The sequence below is a fragment of the Luteimonas endophytica genome (assembly GCF_029887875.1).
Taxonomy (GTDB): Bacteria; Pseudomonadota; Gammaproteobacteria; order Xanthomonadales; family Xanthomonadaceae; genus Luteimonas; species Luteimonas endophytica.
In genome coordinates this window covers 1-15,813 of record NZ_JARXRM010000026.1, presented here as the reverse complement: position 1 = coordinate 15,813, position 15,813 = coordinate 1, and the positions used below count along the sequence as shown (strand labels likewise).

Sequence of the window (15,813 nt, the reverse complement as noted above, 5' to 3'; positions counted from 1 at the left end):
CGCCACCCGGATACGCAAAAGTTCCGTTAAGCGGTGTGGCCCGTGGCGGCGGATGCCGCCAGCTCCGCCGCGGTCGGCGTCCCGAACGCGTCGGTCCAGCTGCCCGTCCGACCCGGCAGCCCGGTCAGCTCGGCCACCGCGGCCAGGAACTCCGGCCGGGCGCAGTGGCGCGCGCCGAGCCGCAAGAGGTGCGGGTTCTCGACCTGCGCGTCGATCAGCGGCCAGCCCCAGGCGCGCAGGCGCCACGCCAGGGCCGCCAGTGCCGCCCGGGACCCGCCAGAGACCCCACTGAACATGCTCTCGCCGAAGAACATCCGCCCCACCGCCACCCCATAGAGGCCCCCGACCAGGCGCTCGCCGTCGAACACCTCCACGCTGTGGGCATGCCCGTGCCGGTGCAGCGCCCGGTACGCGGCCTGCATCGCGGGGGTGATCCAGGTGCCGTGCTGCCCGGGGCGCGGCGTCTCTGCGCAGCCGCGGATCACCCGGTCGAAGGCGGTGTCGGCGCGGACCGACCAGCCGCTGCCGCGGAGGCTGCGCCGGAAACGCGAAGGCAGGCGGATCCGCGCGGTGTCGAACACCATGCGCGGGTCCGGCGACCACCACAGGATCGGCTGGCCCTGCGAATACCAGGGAAAGATGCCGCGGCGGTAGGCATTGAGCAGCCGGGCGGGGGACAGGTCGCCGCCGATCGCCAGCAGCCCGTCCGGTTCGCGCAGCGCCGATTCCGCCGGCGGAAACGGCGCCTCGGGGTCGGGGGGGAGCAGGGCGGGGAGTGTTTGCATGGCGGGACGGTGGGGCAGGGAACGGTGCGCGGGCCCGGGTGGCGGCGGCGGCGGACAGTCTGCGCCAACCGGCACGCTCGTGCCGGGCACTGCGCTACGGATCCCGGCGCACCACGGCAAGGTTCCCCGGATCCGCCTCGGCCTTGAACGGCGCGTGGCCGTCCAGCACCGCCTTGTAGCCTCGGACCGAGGCGGCCTCCTCGGCGCACCAGCGCCGCAGCGCTTCGGCGAACGCCGGATCGGCGATCCAGTGCCGGCTGCGCACGAAGGTCGGCAGGAAGCCGCGGGGGATCTTGTGTTCCCCCTGGGCGCCGGGTTCGAAGCGGCGCAGGCCATGCCGCAGGCAGTACTCGATGCCCTGGTAGTAGCAGGTCTCGAAATGCAGGCCGGGAATGGCGTGGGCCGCGCCCCAATAGCGCCCGTAGAGAGCGTCGCCCCCGCGCAGGCACAGCGCACCCGCCACCGGTCCGCCGTCGAGATCGGCCAGCACCAGCACCAGGGCGCGCGGCATCGTCGCGGCCAGGTGGCGCAGGAAATCGAACGTCAGCGCCGGCGAATTGCCGTACTCGGCGAAGGTCTGCAGATAGAAGCCATGGATCGCCGCGAGGTCTTCCGGGCCGGCCTCGTCGCCGTGCAGCACCCGGAAGGTCACTCCGGCGCGCGCCACCCGGGCCCGCTCCTGGCGGATGTTCTTGCGGCGCTTGTGGCTGAGCGCCGCGAGGAAATCGCCGAAGTCGCGCCAGCCGGCATCGTTGCGCCAGTGGTACTGCACGTCGATCCGCTGCAACCAGTCCTCGCCGAACGCCGTGTCCTCGGCGGCGGTGTGGAAGTTGACGTGCGCCGAGGACAGCCCGCCGGCGCGGGTGGAGGCGAGGATCGCGCCCAGCAGCGCCCGCCGGGTGGCGCCGTCGCGCGCCAGCAGCCGCGGACCGGTGACCGGGGAATAGGGCACCGCGCACAGCCACTTGGGGAAGTACTCGCGGCCGTGGCGCGCATAGGCGTGGGCCCAGGCGTGGTCGAACACGAACTCGCCGTGCGAGTTCTCCTTCAGATATCCGGGCGCCGCCGCCACCAGCGCATCGCCCTCCCAGAGGCCCAGGTGGCGCGGGGCCCAACCCCAGTCCGCGCGCAGGCAGCCGTGCCGCTCTAGCCCCGACAGGAAGGCATGCGCCACGAAGGGATTGCCGCCATCGTGCAGCCCGTCCCAGGCGGCGGCGGGGATCTCCTCGAGCGAGGCGTGCAGGCGCGCGGTGGGCATCGGGATCGGCCTCCGGCGGGGCGAACGGCGCGCCCGGTCACTCGCCCTTGTCGAGGAACCTCTCCGCGTCCAGCGCCGCCATGCACCCGAATCCGGCCGAGGTGATCGCCTGGCGATAGTGCTGGTCGGCGACGTCGCCGGCGGCGAACACCCCCGCAACCGAGGTCTCGGTGGCGCCCCCGCCCAGCCCTGAGCGGATCTCCAGGTAGCCGTTGTTCATCGCCAGCTGGCCCTCGAACAGCGAGGTGTTGGGGGTGTGGCCGATGGCGACGAAGAACCCGTGCACGTCGAGCTCGCGGGTGCCGCCGTCCTGCACCGACTTCACCCGCAGCCCGGTCACCCCGGCGTCGTTTCCCAGCACCTCGTCGACCACGTGGTGCCAGACCGGCTCGATCTTCCCCGCCTGGATCTTGGCGAACAGCTTGTCCTGCATGATCTTCTCGGCGCGAAGGGTGTCGCGGCGATGCACCAGGTAGACCTTGCGGGCGATGTTGGACAGGTACAGCGCCTCCTCGACCGCGGTGTTGCCGCCGCCGACCACGGCCACGTCCTGGTCCTTGTAGAAGAACCCGTCGCAGGTGGCACAGGCCGACACGCCGCGCCCCTTGAAGGCCTCCTCGGACGGCAGCCCCAGGTACTTGGCGGTGGCGCCGGTGGCGATGACCAGCGCGTCCGCGGTGTACTCGCCGTTGTCGCCCTTGAGCCGGAACGGCCGCTGCGACAAGTCGGCGGAATGCACGTGGTCGAACACCACCTCGGTCTCGAAGCGCTCGGCATGCGCCTGCATCCGCGCCATCAGGTCGGGGCCCATCAGGCCGTGGGCATCGCCCGGCCAGTTGTCCACCTCGGTGGTGGTCATGAGCTGTCCGCCCATCTGCAGGCCGGTGACCACCACCGGGCGGAGGTTGGCGCGGGCTGCGTAGACGGCGGCGGTCCAACCGGCGGGACCGGAACCGAGGATCAGCAGGCGGCAGTGCTTGGGGGTGCTCATGTATACTCGCAGGCCATGGAGTCGCGGCGTTTCGAAGCGCATAGCTTGGCGGCGCGACGGCGGCAACACAAGGCGCGCGCGGGATGCGCGGCCGGAACAATCAGTTCGATCCGCGACGCCCGGCGCAGGCCGGATGCGCGGTCCAGCGGCCCGCGCATCCGATGCGCGGGTTTTTCGTAAGCGTGACGATGGCGGCCGCGTGCCGCTTCCCGCAAGCCGGAGACAGGTGCGATGCGTATCGGAGTTCCGAAGGAAACCAAGACCCTCGAGGGCCGCGTGGCGCTGGTGCCCGCCGCCGCGGGCGACCTCATCAACCGCGGCCACGAGGTGTGGCTGGAACAGGGCGCCGGGCTCAAGTCCGGATTCGCCGACGAGGCCTACACCCGGCTCGGGGTGAAGATCGCGCCCGACGCCGCCGCGCTGTACGAGAAGGGCGAGCTGATCGTCAAGGTCAAGGAGCCGATCGCCGGCGACCTGCAGCACCTGCGCAAGGACCACCTGCTGTTCTGCTACCTGCACCTGGCGGCCGAGCCCGAGCTCACCGGCCGGTTGCTCGAGATCGGCCTGACCGGCGTCGCGTTCGAGACCGTCGAACTCGACAACGGCGACCTGCCGCTGCTGGCGCCGATGTCGATCATCGCCGGCAAGATCGCGGCGCAGGTCGGCACCACGCTGCTGCACCAGCCCAATGGCGGCAAGGGCAAGCTGCTCGGCGGCCTGCCTTCCACCGGCCGCGGCAAGGCGGTGGTGTTCGGTGCGGGCATGGCCGGTGGCGCCTCCGCCGCGCTGCTGGCGGCCGGCGGCACCAACGTGGTGGTGTTCGAGAAGCGCCAGGACCGGATGGCGCAGATGATGGCGCTGGGCGCCAACGTCACCGCGCTGTATCCGTACGACGACCTGGTGGCGCGCGAGGTCGCCGCCGCCGACCTGGTCATCGGCGCGGTGCTGATCCCGGGCGCGCGGGCGCCGCATGTGCTGACCCGCGAGATGCTGCGCGGCATGGAGGACGGCAGCGTGGTGGCCGACATCTCCATCGACCAGGGCGGCTGCTTCGAGACCTCGCGGCCGACCACCTGGGCCGAACCGACCTACGTGGAGGAGGGCGTGGCCCACTTCTGCGTCACCAACATGCCGGGCTCGGTTCCGCAGACCAGCTCGCAGGCGATCTGCGCGGCGATCCTGCCGTGGGTCAGCAAGCTCGCCTCGGGCGGCTGGCGCGACAACCAGGCGCTGGGCCGCGGCATCAACGTCGAGGCGGGGCGGCTGGTGCATCCGGCGCTGCAGGGCATGGCTTCGGCCTGACGGCCCGGGAGCGGGGTCGCGGCCGGCCCGCGATCCCGTTCGCGCGAGCCCGGTTCTTCCCTTAAGATCAACCATCTAGGTCGCAGTCCTAAGGTAAAAACGCACGGTGGCACGACCGCTCCAGGAACGCAGCAGGCGACAACGCGGCACGGCGAAGCAGGCGACGGCCCCGAACCCGCGCCGGCAGCGGCTGTGGCGCGACATCGCGCTGATCGTGATCGCGCCGCTGCTGCTGTACCTGCTCGCCAGCCTGGTCACCTTCTCGCCGGAGGACCCCGGCTGGTCGCGCTCCGGCAGCGTGACCGCGCCGCTCAACAACGTCGGCGGCCCGGTCGGCGCATGGCTGGCCGACGTGCTGCTGCACCTGTGCGGCTACGTGGCCTACCTGCTGCCGGTGATGCTGGGTGCGATCGCCTGGATCGCGCTGTTCGGCATGGACCAGGACGGCGACGGCCGCGCCGATCTCGGGCCCGCGCTGCGCCTGGTGGGCATCGTCGGCTTCCTGGTCTCCGCGACCGGGCTGCTGGCGCTGCGGGTGCCGAACGCGGTGGACCTGTCCGCCGGCGGCGGCGGCATCCTCGGGCGCCTGGTCGGCAATTCCCTCTACGGCGGCTTCGGGCCGGTCGGCGGCAACCTGTTCCTGCTCGCGCTGCTGCTGGTTTCGATCACCCTGGCCACCGGGCTGTCGTGGCTGGCGGTGATGGACCGCATCGGCCAGTGGACCCTGCAGTTGCCGGCGCTGCTGCGCCGTGGCAGCAAGCAGGCCGGCGACTGGAAGCGCGCCCGCGACTGGCGCGAGGAGCGCGAGGAAACCCGCAAGGTCGACACCGAGCAGCGCGCCAAGCGCGCGCCGGTCAAGATCGAGCCGCCGGCGCCGGCGCAGGTGGAGAAGAGCGACCGCGCCCGCCGCGAGCAGCAGATTCCGCTGTTCCACGTCGGCGACGGCTCGGGGATCCCCCCGCTTGCGCTGCTCGACGATCCCAAGCCGCAGCCGAAGGGCTACGACGAGCAGACCCTCGAAACGCTGTCGAGGCAGATCGAGTTCAAGCTCAAGGACTTCCGCATCGAGGCCCAGGTGGTCGGCGCCTATCCCGGGCCGGTGATCACCCGCTTCGAGATCGAGCCTGCGCCGGGCATCAAGGTCAGCCAGATCAGCTCGCTGGACAAGGACATCGCCCGCGGCCTGTCGGTGAAGTCGGTGCGCGTGGTCGACGTGATCCCCGGCAAGTCGGTCATCGGCCTGGAAACGCCGAACACCAAGCGCGAGATGATCTACCTCAGCGAGCTGCTGCGCTCCAAGGAGTACGACAAGTCCGGCAGCCCGCTGACCCTGGCGCTGGGCAAGGACATCGCCGGCCGGCCCACCGTGGCCGACCTGGCGCGCATGCCGCATCTGCTGGTGGCCGGCACCACCGGTTCGGGCAAGTCGGTGGCGGTCAACGCGATGGTGCTGAGCCTGCTGTACAAGGCCTCCGCCAAGGACGTGCGGATGCTGATGATCGACCCGAAGATGCTCGAGCTCAGCGTCTACCAGGGCATCCCGCACCTGCTGGCGCCGGTGGTCACGGACATGAAGGAGGCCGCCAACGGCCTGCGCTGGTGCGTGGCGGAGATGGAGCGCCGCTACAAGCTGATGAGCGCGGTCGGCGTGCGCAACCTCGCCGGCTTCAACAAGAAGGTGAAGGACGCCCAGGACGGCGGGCAGCCGCTGCTCGACCCGCTGTTCCGGCCCGAGCCCGACAGCAGTGAGGTGGCGCAGCCGCTGGAGCCGCTGCCGTACATCGTCGTGTTCATCGACGAGTTCGCCGACATGATGATGATCGTCGGCAAGAAGGTGGAGGAGCTCATCGCGCGGCTGGCGCAGAAGGCGCGCGCGGCCGGCATCCACCTGATCCTGGCCACGCAAAGGCCGTCGGTCGACGTCATCACCGGCCTGATCAAGGCCAACATCCCGACCCGCATCGCCTTCCAGGTCAGCTCCAAGATCGACTCGCGCACCATCCTCGACCAGTCCGGCGCCGAGACCCTGCTCGGCCACGGCGACATGCTGTACCTGCCGCCGGGCACCGCGCTGCCGGAGCGCGTGCACGGCGCCTTCGTTTCCGACGAGGAGGTGCACCGCGTGGTCGACCACCTCAAGCAGGCCGGCGGCGGCCCCGACTACATCGAGGGGGTGCTGGAGGAGACCCAGAGCATGGGCGACGGCGTGGTGGTCGGCCCCACCGGTCTGCCGGAGAGCGGCGGCGGGGCAGGGGACGAATCCGACCCGCTGTACGACGACGCGGTGCGGGTGGTCACGGAGACCCGCCGGGCGTCGATCTCGGGGGTGCAGCGGCGGCTGAAGATCGGCTACAACCGCGCCGCGCGCCTGGTCGAGGCAATGGAGGCCGCGGGCGTGGTCAGCCCCCCCGAACACAACGGCGACCGCAGCGTACTGGCGCCGCCGCCGCCGAAGTGACGGCCCGCTGGTCCCGCGCACACCGGCCATCGCGTGCATGGCACGCTCCTACGGGGGTGTGTGGCCGATGAGTCCTCGTTCAGCCGTCACTTCGCACACTCGCCGCATCAGAACCACCGGAGCCTTCCGATGACCCGCACCTCACGTGTCCTGGCCTTCCTGGCCGCGGCCTGTTTCACCGGCAGCGCCTTCGCCGGCGCCCGCGACGCGCTCGACAGCTTCACCAGCGACCTCGAGGGCCTGGACGGCCGGTTCTCGCAGCAGGTCTACGACGGGCGCGGCCAGGTCAAGGAGCGTTCCAGCGGCCGGGTCGCGCTGTCGGCGCCGCGGCTGTTCCGCTGGGAATACGTCGAGCCGTATCCGCAGCTGATCGTCGCCGATGGTCGCCGGGTCTGGGTCTACGATCCGGACCTGGAACAGGTGACGGTCCAGCCCCAGAGCACCGAGGAGCAGAACAGCCCGCTCGCGGTGCTGATCGAACCCGGACGGCTGGATCGCGACTACCGGGTGGAAGAGGCCGGCAGCGCCGATGGGCTGGAGTGGCTGGACGTGGCGCCCAAGGGCGATGCGGAGACGGGTTTCCAGTCGGCGCGGCTGGGCTTCGACGGCAACGTCCTGGCGCGGATGGAAGTGGTGGACGCACTCGGCCAGCGCACCGCGATCGCCTTCAGCGGCTGGAAGAAGAACCCCGAGTTCGCCGCCGGCACCTTCAGCTACGACCCCCCCGAAGGCGTGGACGTGGTGGGCGACATCTGACCGGGCCGCCGGAACGGTTCACGCGGTGTCGCCTCGGCGGGCCCCGGTACGGCAAGAGCTGTTCGAGGTTCGGGGCGGGTCGTCGCACCGTCGTCCAGACCATGGACGTTCGCCCGGGCGCGTCCTGCGCCACCCATCAATTAGCCCGCAGGCGCGGCCCGCCTTCCGCCACGGTCCCAGGCGGCTTCAGTTGGACCGCGCGGCGCGCAGTCCGGCCTTGGACCTGCGGCGCTAGAATGCCGCGGTGCCCAGAACCCGGCCCCCGACCAACGATGGCGACGACCTGCTGAGCGTGGACCGCAGCGCGCTGCGTCCGCTCGCCGAGCGGATGCGGCCGCGCACGGTCGACGAGATGGTCGGGCAGCGCCGGCTGCTGGCGCCGGGCTCGGCGCTGCGCCAGTCGATCGAGTCCGGACGCGTCCACTCGATGATCCTGTGGGGTCCGCCGGGCTGCGGCAAGACCACCCTGGCGCTGCTGCTGGCGCACTACGCCGACGCCGAGTTCCGCGCGGTCTCGGCGGTGCTGTCCGGCCTGCCGGACGTACGCAAGGTCCTGGCCGAGGCCGCGCAGCTGTTCGCCGGCGGGCGGCGCACGGTGCTGTTCGTCGACGAGGTGCACCGCTTCAACAAGACCCAGCAGGACGCGTTCCTGCCGCACATCGAACGCGGCACGATCCTGTTCGTCGGCGCCACCACCGAGAATCCTTCCTTCGAGCTCAACTCGGCGCTGCTCTCGCGCTGCCGGGTGCATGTGATGGAGGCGGTGTCGGCGGAAGACATCGCCGCGGCGCTGCAGCGCGCGCTGGACGATGGGGAACGGGGTCTCGGCGGGCGCGGACTCCGCATCGATGCGGACTCCCTGGCGTTGATCGCGCGGGCCGCCGACGGCGATGTGCGCCGCGGCCTCACCCTGCTGGAGATCGCCGCCGAACTGGCGGACGACGGAACCATCACCCCGGCCACCCTCGAGCAGGTGCTGGCCGACCGCACCCGCCGCTTCGACAAGGGCGGCGAGCAGTTCTACGACCAGATCTCGGCGCTGCACAAGGCGGTGCGCAGTTCGCATCCGGACGGGGCGCTGTACTGGCTGGCGCGGATGCTCGACGGCGGCTGCGATCCGGGCTACCTGGCGCGGCGGCTGACCCGGATGGCGGTCGAGGACATCGGCCTGGCGGACCCGCGCGCGCTGCAGATGTCGATCGACGCCTGGGACGCCTACGAGCGGCTGGGCAGCCCCGAGGGCGACCTGGCCCTGGCGCAACTGGCGATCTACCTGGCCAGCACCGCCAAGTCCAACGCCGCCTACGCCGCGTTCGGCGCCGCCAGGCGCGACGTGCGCGAGCACGGCACCCTGGATGTTCCGATGCACCTGCGCAACGCCCCCACCAAGCTCATGAAACAGCTCGGCTACGGCGCCGGCTACCAGTACGACCACGACGTCGCCGGCGGCATCGCGCTCGACCAGACCGCGTTCCCCGACGCGCTGGGCGAGCGGCGCTATTACGAACCGGTGGAGCGGGGCCTGGAGCTGAAGCTGAAGGAAAAGCTCGACCGCCTGCGCGAGCGCCGCGCCGGCGCCCGGTCGGGCGACGGGGACGGGGGAACCGCCGAGTGACCGAGCCCTGGTGGGCGCAACTGGCGTGCGTGATGCTCGGCGGCGCGCTCGGCGGCGCGCTGCGTCACGGGGTCGCCTCGTGGATCGCGCGACGAGCCGGCGGACCCATGCCCTGGGGCACGCTCGCGGTCAACGCCAGCGGCGCGTTCGCCGCCGGCCTGCTGCTGGGATGGCTGCCGGGGGACCCGGGTCAGGCGCGCGCCCTGTGGCTGGCGCTGGGGGTCGGCCTGCTCGGCAGCTACACCACGGTGTCCGCGCTCAGTCTGCAGACCCTGATGCTGGCTCAGGCGGGCAGGGGACGGCAGGCCGCGGGCTACGTACTGTTGTCGCTGGCCGCCGGCATCGCCGCGGCCGGCTGCGGCTACGCGCTGGCGGCGGGCTGATGCGGCTGCCGCTCGCCGTATGGGTGGCGTTCGGGAGTGCACTCGGCGCAGCCGCCCGCTGGGGCGTGTCGCTGGGGTTCGGCGCCGCGAATGGCGCCTTTCCCTGGGCGACCCTGGTCGTGAACGTGGCCGGCTCCATGCTGATCGCACTGTACGCGGCCGCGACCCCCGACACCGGGCGGGAGGCGGCCGCGGCGCGTCACGCGTTCGTGGGCGCTGGATTCTGCGGAGGGTTCACCACCTTCTCGCTGTTCACTTCGGACCTGCTCGTGGCCGCGGCGCGCGGCGCCTGGGCATTGGCGGCGGCGATCCTCGCAGGCTCGGTCGCGGCGTGGCTGGCGGGCGCCGTCGCGGGACACGCGGTCGGGCGCCGGCTGCGGCGCGTCGCGGTCGCGGCTGCGGCAGTCCGGCCGGGCGATTGACTTCCCCGGCCCGGCAGGCAAGGCGCTCCGGGGCGGCGAACGCGCCGTCCGGGTTCACGCGGCCGCGAGCCACCCATGTCGATACTGAACCGACTGCCATCGACATGCCGAGGAGCCTGCCATGCACCCGTCCACCGGATCCACGCCCCTGCGTCTGCTGCTGCTGGCGCTGGCCACCGCTGCGGCGCTCGTGGCCTGCCAGGAAGATCGCGCCGACACCGCCGCCCCGGGCGAGCGCCCCGGGCTCGACCCGGACACCCCGATGCCGACCAATCCCGCGGTCGCCGCCGGCCAGGGCGGCGATGTCAGGCCGGTGGTGACCGCGTCCGACACCACCCCGGCCCACCTGGTCGACGCCTCCGGCCAGGCCCTCTACATGCTTCATGACAACGCCGATGGAAGCCGCTGCGACACACGCTGCGAGGGAGCCTGGCCTCCTGTCACCACCCGCGACGTGCAGCCAGCACCGGGCGAGGGGATCCAGAACGATCTGCTCGGCACCATCCAGCGCCAGGACAGCACGCTGCATGTCACCTACGATGGCCAGCCGCTGTACCGGTATGCCGCCGACGCCGGCGCGGGACGCACCGCGGGTCACGGGGTCGAGGACCAGTGGGGCGAGTGGTCGCTGGTCTCGGTGCACGGGCCCGCGGTTCCGCAGCGCTAGGCGCGGCGGGCAAGGCGGCGGCGCCGCACACCGCATTCACGACGCTGCTGCCATCGTTCGGTGCAGGCCCACCGAAGGTAAGGGAATGTCCGAACATCTGGACCGGCTCGACCGGTCGTCGCGGCTCATGCGGTTCGCCTGGCGCCACCACCGTTCCGGCGTGTTCGGCGGCGTCGCCTCGCGGCGGCGTCCCGGCGATGCCGCCGCCGCGGCCGCGTTCGTCGACGACCTCGAGCGGCTCGGCCCGACCTTCGTCAAGATCGGCCAGGCGCTGTCCACCCGCACCGACCTGGTCGCCCCGGCATTCCTCGACGCACTGAAGCGGATGCAGGACGACGTGCAGCCGCTGCCTTTTTCGGAACTGCAGCCGGTGCTGGAGGAGCAGCTCGGCGTGCGCCTGAGCAAGGCGTTCGCCTCGTTCGACGAGAAGCCGCTGGGCTCGGCCTCGCTGGCCCAGGTACATCGCGCCGAGCTTCACGACGGCCGCCAGGTCGCGGTGAAGATCCAGCGGCCCGGCGTCGCCGCGACCATCGACACCGACATGGCGGTGCTCGACACCTTCGCCCGCGGGGCCGACCGCTTCACCTCGCTGGGCGAGCGGATGCGCTTCGTCGACATCGTCGGCGAGATGCAGCGCGCGCTGCTCGCCGAACTCGACTACCTGGACGAAGCGGAGAGCCTCGAGCGCTTCCGCGAGCGCTTTCGCGCCTATCCCGAGCTGTTCGTCCCGGCGCCGGTTTGGGACTACACCGCCCGGCGGGTGCTCACCATGGAGTACGTGCCGGGCTGCAAGGTCACCGAGATCAGCGGCCTGCAGCGTACCGAGCGCTCGTTCGGAGACCTGGCGACCGCCCTGCTGAAGGGCTACCTGGACCAGGTGTTCGTGCACGGCGAGATCCACGCCGACCCTCACCCGGGCAACGTGCTGCTCACCGACGAGGGGCGCCTGGCGCTGCTCGATTTCGGCATGGTGGCCCACGTGCCGCCGCGGCAGCGCGAGCGCCTGCTCAAGCTGGTGCTCGCGGCGGTGGACGGGCGCGGCGAGGACGTGGCGATCGAGTCGATGGCGATCAGCGCGCGCCTGGAGGGATTCGACGAGACCCGCTACGTGCACCAGGTCGCCCAGCTGGTGGCGCGCTACGCGGTGCGCTCCGAGCGCCTGGGCCTGACCGAGGGCCGGTTGCTGCTGGAGATCGCCCGCATCGGCACGGTGTGCGGGCTGCGCATGCCGGTGGCCACCACGCTGCTCGGCAAGACCATGCTCAACCTGGAGGCGGTCGCCGGCGCGCTGGATCCGGAACTCGACGTCAAGCGCGCGGTGGAGGACCACGCCTACGACATCATGCGCCAACGGCTGCGGTCCTCCATGTCGCCGCAGCGGCTGGGGATGGAGGCGCTGGAGACCCAGTCGCTGCTGCGCGGCACGCCGCGCAAGGTCTCCGACATCCTCTCGCTGCTGGCCGACAACAAGCTGCGCGTGCAGGTCGGTGGGCTGGAGGAGTCGCACCTCATGGAAAGCCTGCAGAAGATCGCCAACCGCATCTCCACCGGCATCATCACCGCCGCGCTGGTGGTCGGCGCGGCGATGCTGACCCGGGTGGAGACCGGCCGCACCCTGTTCGGGTACCCGGCGTTCGCGCTGGTGCTGTTCCTGATCGCCGCCACCCTGGCGATCGTGCTGGTGGTCTCGGCGCTGCTCAGCGACCGCAAGGTACGGCCGCGCGAAGACGGCGGGCCGCGGGACTAGCCGCATTCCCGGCCGCGGGAGGGCGGCGACGCGCTCACCCGGGCTTAGCGCGGTTTCCGCTAGGGTCGGCAGCGCAAGGGCGCCAGGCGCCCGCCTTTCACGGCACCCAAGGAGGATTTCCGACATGGCCAACCTGCTGAGGATCGCCACCGCGTTCGCCGCCGGCGCCGCGGCGATGTACCTGTTGGACCCGCGGCTCGGCCGCAGCCGTCGCTCGCGATTGCGCGACCGCGCCGTCGCTACCGGCCACGACGCCGAAAGCTACGCCCGCGGCCAGCTGCGGCACGCGGTCAACCACGTCAAGGGCACCCTCGCCGAGGCGCGCTCGCAGCTGGGCTCGCGCGAGGTCGGCGACGATCAGCTCCACGAACGCATCCGCGCCGAACTCGGCCACCTGGTGGAGCGGCCACGCGCGATCGAGGTCGCCGTCGCCTCGGGCCACGTGCGCCTGCGCGGCGAAGCCCTGGCCGGCGAGATCGAACCGCTGCTGTCGGCGGTGGCGGACATGCCCGGGGTGCGCGACGTCGACAACCGCCTCGGCGTACGCGTATTGCGTTCGGCGTGACGCCCGGCGGAGTCGAGCCGTTCGTGGCGCGCCGCCGCAGCCGGACGGCTCGCGAGGGGGCGGGCTTCGTGGCTGGAGCTTCGTCGCCCCCGAGCCAGGGCGGGCGGGGGATCAGGGTGGCTTGGCGCGGTGGCCGGATGATGAAGCTGGCCGAGTGTTCGGCGGCCGGCAGTTCTTTCCGCTGCGGGTTGCGGAGACAGCACCGGCCGGTCTGATGTCATCGGCGACAGGCGCGGGCGGGCAGCGTCGCGCCGGCCCTGGCGGGCGGGGAGGGCGGGAAGCGCCACCCGCCGGAAGAATCCAAGCCTTGACCTCGAACCCGACCGATGTTATTTAGCAAGTAAGCTAATTAGAGAACTTGCTAAATATGGACCGCACCAGCGACTCGCTGAGCAGGACGCTATCCGCCCTGGCCGACCCCACCCGACGCGCGATTCTCGCGCGCCTCAGCCTGGGCGCCGCCACCGTGAACGAGATCGCCGAACCGTTCGAGATCTCGCTGCCCTCGATCTCGCGCCATCTCAAGGTGCTGGAGGGGGCGGGCCTGATCTCCCGCGGGCGCGAGGCGCAGTGGCGGCCGTGCAGGCTGGAGGCCGCCCCGCTGAGACAGGTGGACGGCTGGCTCGGCAGGTACCGCAGGTTCTGGCAGGGCAGTTTCGACCGGATGGACGGCTACCTGCACGAGATCACCAACGCACCCCCAAAAGGAGGGAAGCAATGAGCCAGCTGCGCGACGACGAATTGCTGATCGAGCGCGAATTCGATGCCCCGGTGGCGTTGGTGTTCCGCCTGTGGGCGGATCGGGCGCACGTGATGCGCTGGTGGGGCCCGGAGGAATTCACCACGGTCGAGCTGGACTGGGAGCTCACCCCCGGCCGGCCCTGGCGCGGCGCGATGACGGCGACTGAGTACGGCCTGTGCAAGTTCGGCGGCACGGTGCTCGAGGTGGAGCCGGAACGGCGCATCGTCTTCACCTTCCAGTGGGACGAAGACTCGGGCCGCGACCTCGATACCGTGGCCACGGTCCGCTTCGCCGAGCGCGACGGCAGGACCATCCAGACGTTCCACCAGGCGCCGTTCTCCAGCGCCGCCGTGCGCGACAGCCACGTCGGCGGCTGGGACTCGCTGTTCAACAAGCAGCAGCTGTACGTGGAGAACTTTGCGGTGGCCGAGCGGGCCGGGCTGCACCCGTGATCACGCTGACCACCTACGCCTGGGTTCCCGATTTCGCCGCTCCGCTGATGCGCGCATTGCGTGTGCGCTGGGCACTCGAGGAGGCGGATCTGCCGTACCGGGTACGCACCGTGGCGCTGGGGCCGGAACAGCACTCGCCCGAGCATCTGGCACGGCAGCCGTTCGGCCAGGCGCCGGCGATCGAGGAGGGCGGCCTGGCGTTGTTCGAGAGCGGCGCGATCGCCCTCCACATCGCCGAACGCAGCGAAGCTTTGCTGCCAACCGATCCGGCCGGAAGAGCGCGGGCGATCGGCTGGCTGTTCGCCGCGCTCAACACGGTGGAAACCGCGGTCCAGGAGCTGGGCGCCATCGACTTTTTCCACGCCGGAGAATCCTGGGCGCGGCAGCGCAGGCCGCAGGTCGAGGCCCAGGTCCGGGAGCGGCTGGCGCAGCTGGAGGCAGCGCTGGGCGCCAGGGAGTACCTGGAAGGCCGCTTCACCGTGGGCGACCTGATGATGGCCGACGTGCTGCGTATCCTGGACCACAGCGCGCTGCTCGATGCGTACCCGACGCTGCAGGCCTACAAGCTGCGCTGCGAGAGCCGGCCGGCCTTCCAGCGCGGGCTGGCAGCGCAGCTGCAGGGATTTCGCGAGGCCGCCTAGCTGTGTAAACCCAGGACGTTGTTCATTGGACGCTGGAGGCGACTGATAGGCGGCCGGTAGCCGAGGCTGGCATGTGGTCGATGCCAGTTGTACTGATGGAGCCAGTGAGGCAGGGCCTGGCGCCGCTGGTCTGAGCTGTCATAGGAGCGAGCGTAAGCCCACTCGCGCAATGTGGTCTGGACCAGTCGTTCGGCCTTGCCGTTGGTACGGGGCGTGTAGGGGCGCGTGCGCAGGTGGCGCAGGCCCAGTCGGCGCAGGAGCCGGCGGAACAGCCGGGACTTGTAACAGGCGCCGTTGTCGGTCATGACCCGGGCGAAGGTGATGCCAAGGCCGCGGTAGTACCGTAGCGCTTGCAGCAGCGCCCGGCACGCACTGGTGCCACGTTCGTCGTTCTCGACGGTACCGAAGGCGATCCGGGAGTGGTCGTCGATGGCAAGGTGGACGAACTCCCAACCGGCGCCATCCGAAGTGCCCTGGCGAGCGCCGGTGACGCGATGTCCGGGGCGCCAGAACCGGCCCAGCTTCTTGATGTCCAGATGCAACAGATCACCCACCTGTGGGTACTCGTAGCGGTGGTCCGGGCGCGCTGGCGCCAGCTCGGCCAGTCGATGCAGACCGGCACGACGCATCAGCCGCGCGATCGTGCTCCGGCCGACGGGCAGTGCCAGCGAGATCTGGCGATAGGTCCGCCGCTGGCGACGCAGGGCGACTACCTGCTCGACGACCGGCGCCGGCGTGGCACTGGGGCAGCGAAGCGGGCGCGACGAACGGTCCTGGAGCCCTCCCGGGCCTTCCTCGCGGAAGCGGCGCAACCACTTGTAGGCCGTTCGAGTGCTCACACCCGCAGCGTGGGCGGCTTCTTCGACCCGAAGACCGTGCTCGATCACCCGTTCCACAAGCAGGGCTCGACCGCGAGGCGTAAGACGGGCATGTTTATGCAGGTTCATCCGGGGCTCCTGGGGTGCTGAATGGGTCGCACCTCCAGTGTTCCGGGATCACCCCGGATGAACAACCTACTGAGAGATCACA

At 71.2% G+C, this 15,813-nt stretch carries 16 protein-coding genes; 12 read left to right on the top strand and 4 right to left on the bottom strand.

The window, feature by feature from the left end:
• Positions 1 to 26 precede the first annotated feature (26 nt).
• From aat to trxB, 3 genes are all read right to left on the bottom strand, one after another.
• Positions 27 to 785: a leucyl/phenylalanyl-tRNA--protein transferase gene (gene aat / locus QFW77_RS06925; protein ID WP_280573711.1), complete on the bottom strand. Its 759-nt coding sequence runs from the start codon at positions 783 to 785 to the stop codon at positions 27 to 29.
• Between the two features lie 94 nt (positions 786 to 879).
• Positions 880 to 2,043, bottom strand: coding sequence for a GNAT family N-acetyltransferase (locus QFW77_RS06920; RefSeq protein WP_280573710.1), 1,164 nt, complete (start codon positions 2,041 to 2,043; stop codon positions 880 to 882).
• A gap of 37 nt (positions 2,044 to 2,080) precedes the next feature.
• Positions 2,081 to 3,034: a thioredoxin-disulfide reductase gene (gene trxB / locus QFW77_RS06915; protein WP_280573709.1), complete on the bottom strand. Its 954-nt coding sequence runs from the start codon at positions 3,032 to 3,034 to the stop codon at positions 2,081 to 2,083.
• 231 nt (positions 3,035 to 3,265) lie between these two features.
• Here trxB and QFW77_RS06910 point away from each other — a divergent pair, with 231 nt between their 5' ends.
• From QFW77_RS06910 to QFW77_RS06855, 12 genes are all read left to right on the top strand, one after another.
• Positions 3,266 to 4,336 (top strand): alanine dehydrogenase, encoded by a 1,071-nt coding sequence (locus tag QFW77_RS06910; RefSeq protein WP_280573708.1) that lies wholly within the window; start codon positions 3,266 to 3,268, stop codon positions 4,334 to 4,336.
• Positions 4,337 to 4,442: 106 nt separating this feature from the next.
• Positions 4,443 to 6,794 carry a DNA translocase FtsK gene (locus QFW77_RS06905; protein WP_280573707.1) on the top strand — a complete coding sequence of 784 codons (2,352 nt, stop codon included), beginning with the start codon at positions 4,443 to 4,445 and terminating at the stop codon, positions 6,792 to 6,794.
• A 129-nt stretch (positions 6,795 to 6,923) separates the two neighbouring features.
• The gene (gene lolA, locus QFW77_RS06900) at positions 6,924 to 7,550 is read left to right on the top strand and encodes an outer membrane lipoprotein periplasmic chaperone LolA (protein ID WP_280573706.1); all 627 of its coding nucleotides are present in this window, start codon (positions 6,924 to 6,926) and stop codon (positions 7,548 to 7,550) included.
• 244 nt (positions 7,551 to 7,794) lie between these two features.
• Positions 7,795 to 9,165 (top strand): replication-associated recombination protein A, encoded by a 1,371-nt coding sequence (locus QFW77_RS06895; protein ID WP_280573705.1) that lies wholly within the window; start codon positions 7,795 to 7,797, stop codon positions 9,163 to 9,165.
• Positions 9,162 to 9,548, top strand: a complete 387-nt coding sequence (locus QFW77_RS06890; RefSeq protein ID WP_280573704.1) for a fluoride efflux transporter FluC — start codon at positions 9,162 to 9,164, stop codon at positions 9,546 to 9,548. The genes QFW77_RS06895 and QFW77_RS06890 overlap by 4 nt, the downstream gene beginning before the upstream one ends.
• Positions 9,548 to 9,970, top strand: a complete 423-nt coding sequence (locus QFW77_RS06885) for a fluoride efflux transporter FluC (protein ID WP_280573702.1) — start codon at positions 9,548 to 9,550, stop codon at positions 9,968 to 9,970. Before QFW77_RS06890 ends, QFW77_RS06885 begins: the two co-directional genes overlap by 1 nt.
• 121 nt (positions 9,971 to 10,091) lie before the next feature.
• Complete coding sequence (locus QFW77_RS06880) at positions 10,092 to 10,637, top strand: COG4315 family predicted lipoprotein (protein WP_280573700.1); 546 nt, start codon at positions 10,092 to 10,094, stop codon at positions 10,635 to 10,637.
• On the top strand, positions 10,531 to 12,384 hold the full coding sequence (locus QFW77_RS06875; protein WP_425603288.1) for an ABC1 kinase family protein: 1,854 nt from the start codon (positions 10,531 to 10,533) through the stop codon (positions 12,382 to 12,384). The genes QFW77_RS06880 and QFW77_RS06875 overlap by 107 nt, the downstream gene beginning before the upstream one ends.
• 124 nt (positions 12,385 to 12,508) lie before the next feature.
• Positions 12,509 to 12,949, top strand: coding sequence for a BON domain-containing protein (locus QFW77_RS06870; RefSeq protein WP_280573698.1), 441 nt, complete (start codon positions 12,509 to 12,511; stop codon positions 12,947 to 12,949).
• 367 nt (positions 12,950 to 13,316) lie between these two features.
• Entirely contained in the window at positions 13,317 to 13,670 is a 354-nt protein-coding gene (locus QFW77_RS06865; protein ID WP_280573696.1) for an ArsR/SmtB family transcription factor, read from the top strand.
• Complete coding sequence (locus QFW77_RS06860) at positions 13,667 to 14,143, top strand: SRPBCC family protein (protein ID WP_280573695.1); 477 nt, start codon at positions 13,667 to 13,669, stop codon at positions 14,141 to 14,143. Before QFW77_RS06865 ends, QFW77_RS06860 begins: the two co-directional genes overlap by 4 nt.
• A complete protein-coding gene (locus QFW77_RS06855) occupies positions 14,140 to 14,784 on the top strand; it encodes a glutathione S-transferase family protein (RefSeq protein WP_280573694.1) in 645 nt (214 codons plus the stop codon). The genes QFW77_RS06860 and QFW77_RS06855 overlap by 4 nt, the downstream gene beginning before the upstream one ends.
• Here the strand turns inward: QFW77_RS06855 and QFW77_RS06850 are convergent.
• Positions 14,781 to 15,731: an IS481 family transposase gene (locus tag QFW77_RS06850; protein ID WP_280573693.1), complete on the bottom strand. Its 951-nt coding sequence runs from the start codon at positions 15,729 to 15,731 to the stop codon at positions 14,781 to 14,783. The two genes, QFW77_RS06855 and QFW77_RS06850, sit on opposite strands and share 4 nt — an antisense overlap.
• Positions 15,732 to 15,813: the final 82 nt, after the last annotated feature.

Bases quoted from the DNA above. Each gene is read 5' to 3' on its own strand.
- trxB (WP_280573709.1), bottom strand. From the start codon at position 3,034: ATGAGCACCCCCAAGCACTGCCGCCTGCTGATCCTCGGTTCCGGTCCC.
- lolA (WP_280573706.1), top strand. From the start codon at position 6,924: ATGACCCGCACCTCACGTGTCCTGGCCTTCCTGGCCGCGGCCTGTTTC.
- QFW77_RS06870 (WP_280573698.1), top strand. From the start codon at position 12,509: ATGGCCAACCTGCTGAGGATCGCCACCGCGTTCGCCGCCGGCGCCGCG.
- QFW77_RS06860 (WP_280573695.1), top strand. From the start codon at position 13,667: ATGAGCCAGCTGCGCGACGACGAATTGCTGATCGAGCGCGAATTCGAT.
- aat (WP_280573711.1), bottom strand. From the start codon at position 785: ATGCAAACACTCCCCGCCCTGCTCCCCCCCGACCCCGAGGCGCCGTTT.
- QFW77_RS06850 (WP_280573693.1), bottom strand. From the start codon at position 15,731: ATGAACCTGCATAAACATGCCCGTCTTACGCCTCGCGGTCGAGCCCTG.
- QFW77_RS06920 (WP_280573710.1), bottom strand. From the start codon at position 2,043: ATGCCCACCGCGCGCCTGCACGCCTCGCTCGAGGAGATCCCCGCCGCC.
- QFW77_RS06880 (WP_280573700.1), top strand. From the start codon at position 10,092: ATGCACCCGTCCACCGGATCCACGCCCCTGCGTCTGCTGCTGCTGGCG.
- QFW77_RS06910 (WP_280573708.1), top strand. From the start codon at position 3,266: ATGCGTATCGGAGTTCCGAAGGAAACCAAGACCCTCGAGGGCCGCGTG.
- QFW77_RS06885 (WP_280573702.1), top strand. From the start codon at position 9,548: ATGCGGCTGCCGCTCGCCGTATGGGTGGCGTTCGGGAGTGCACTCGGC.
- QFW77_RS06875 (WP_425603288.1), top strand. From the start codon at position 10,531: ATGCCGCCGACGCCGGCGCGGGACGCACCGCGGGTCACGGGGTCGAGG.
- QFW77_RS06865 (WP_280573696.1), top strand. From the start codon at position 13,317: ATGGACCGCACCAGCGACTCGCTGAGCAGGACGCTATCCGCCCTGGCC.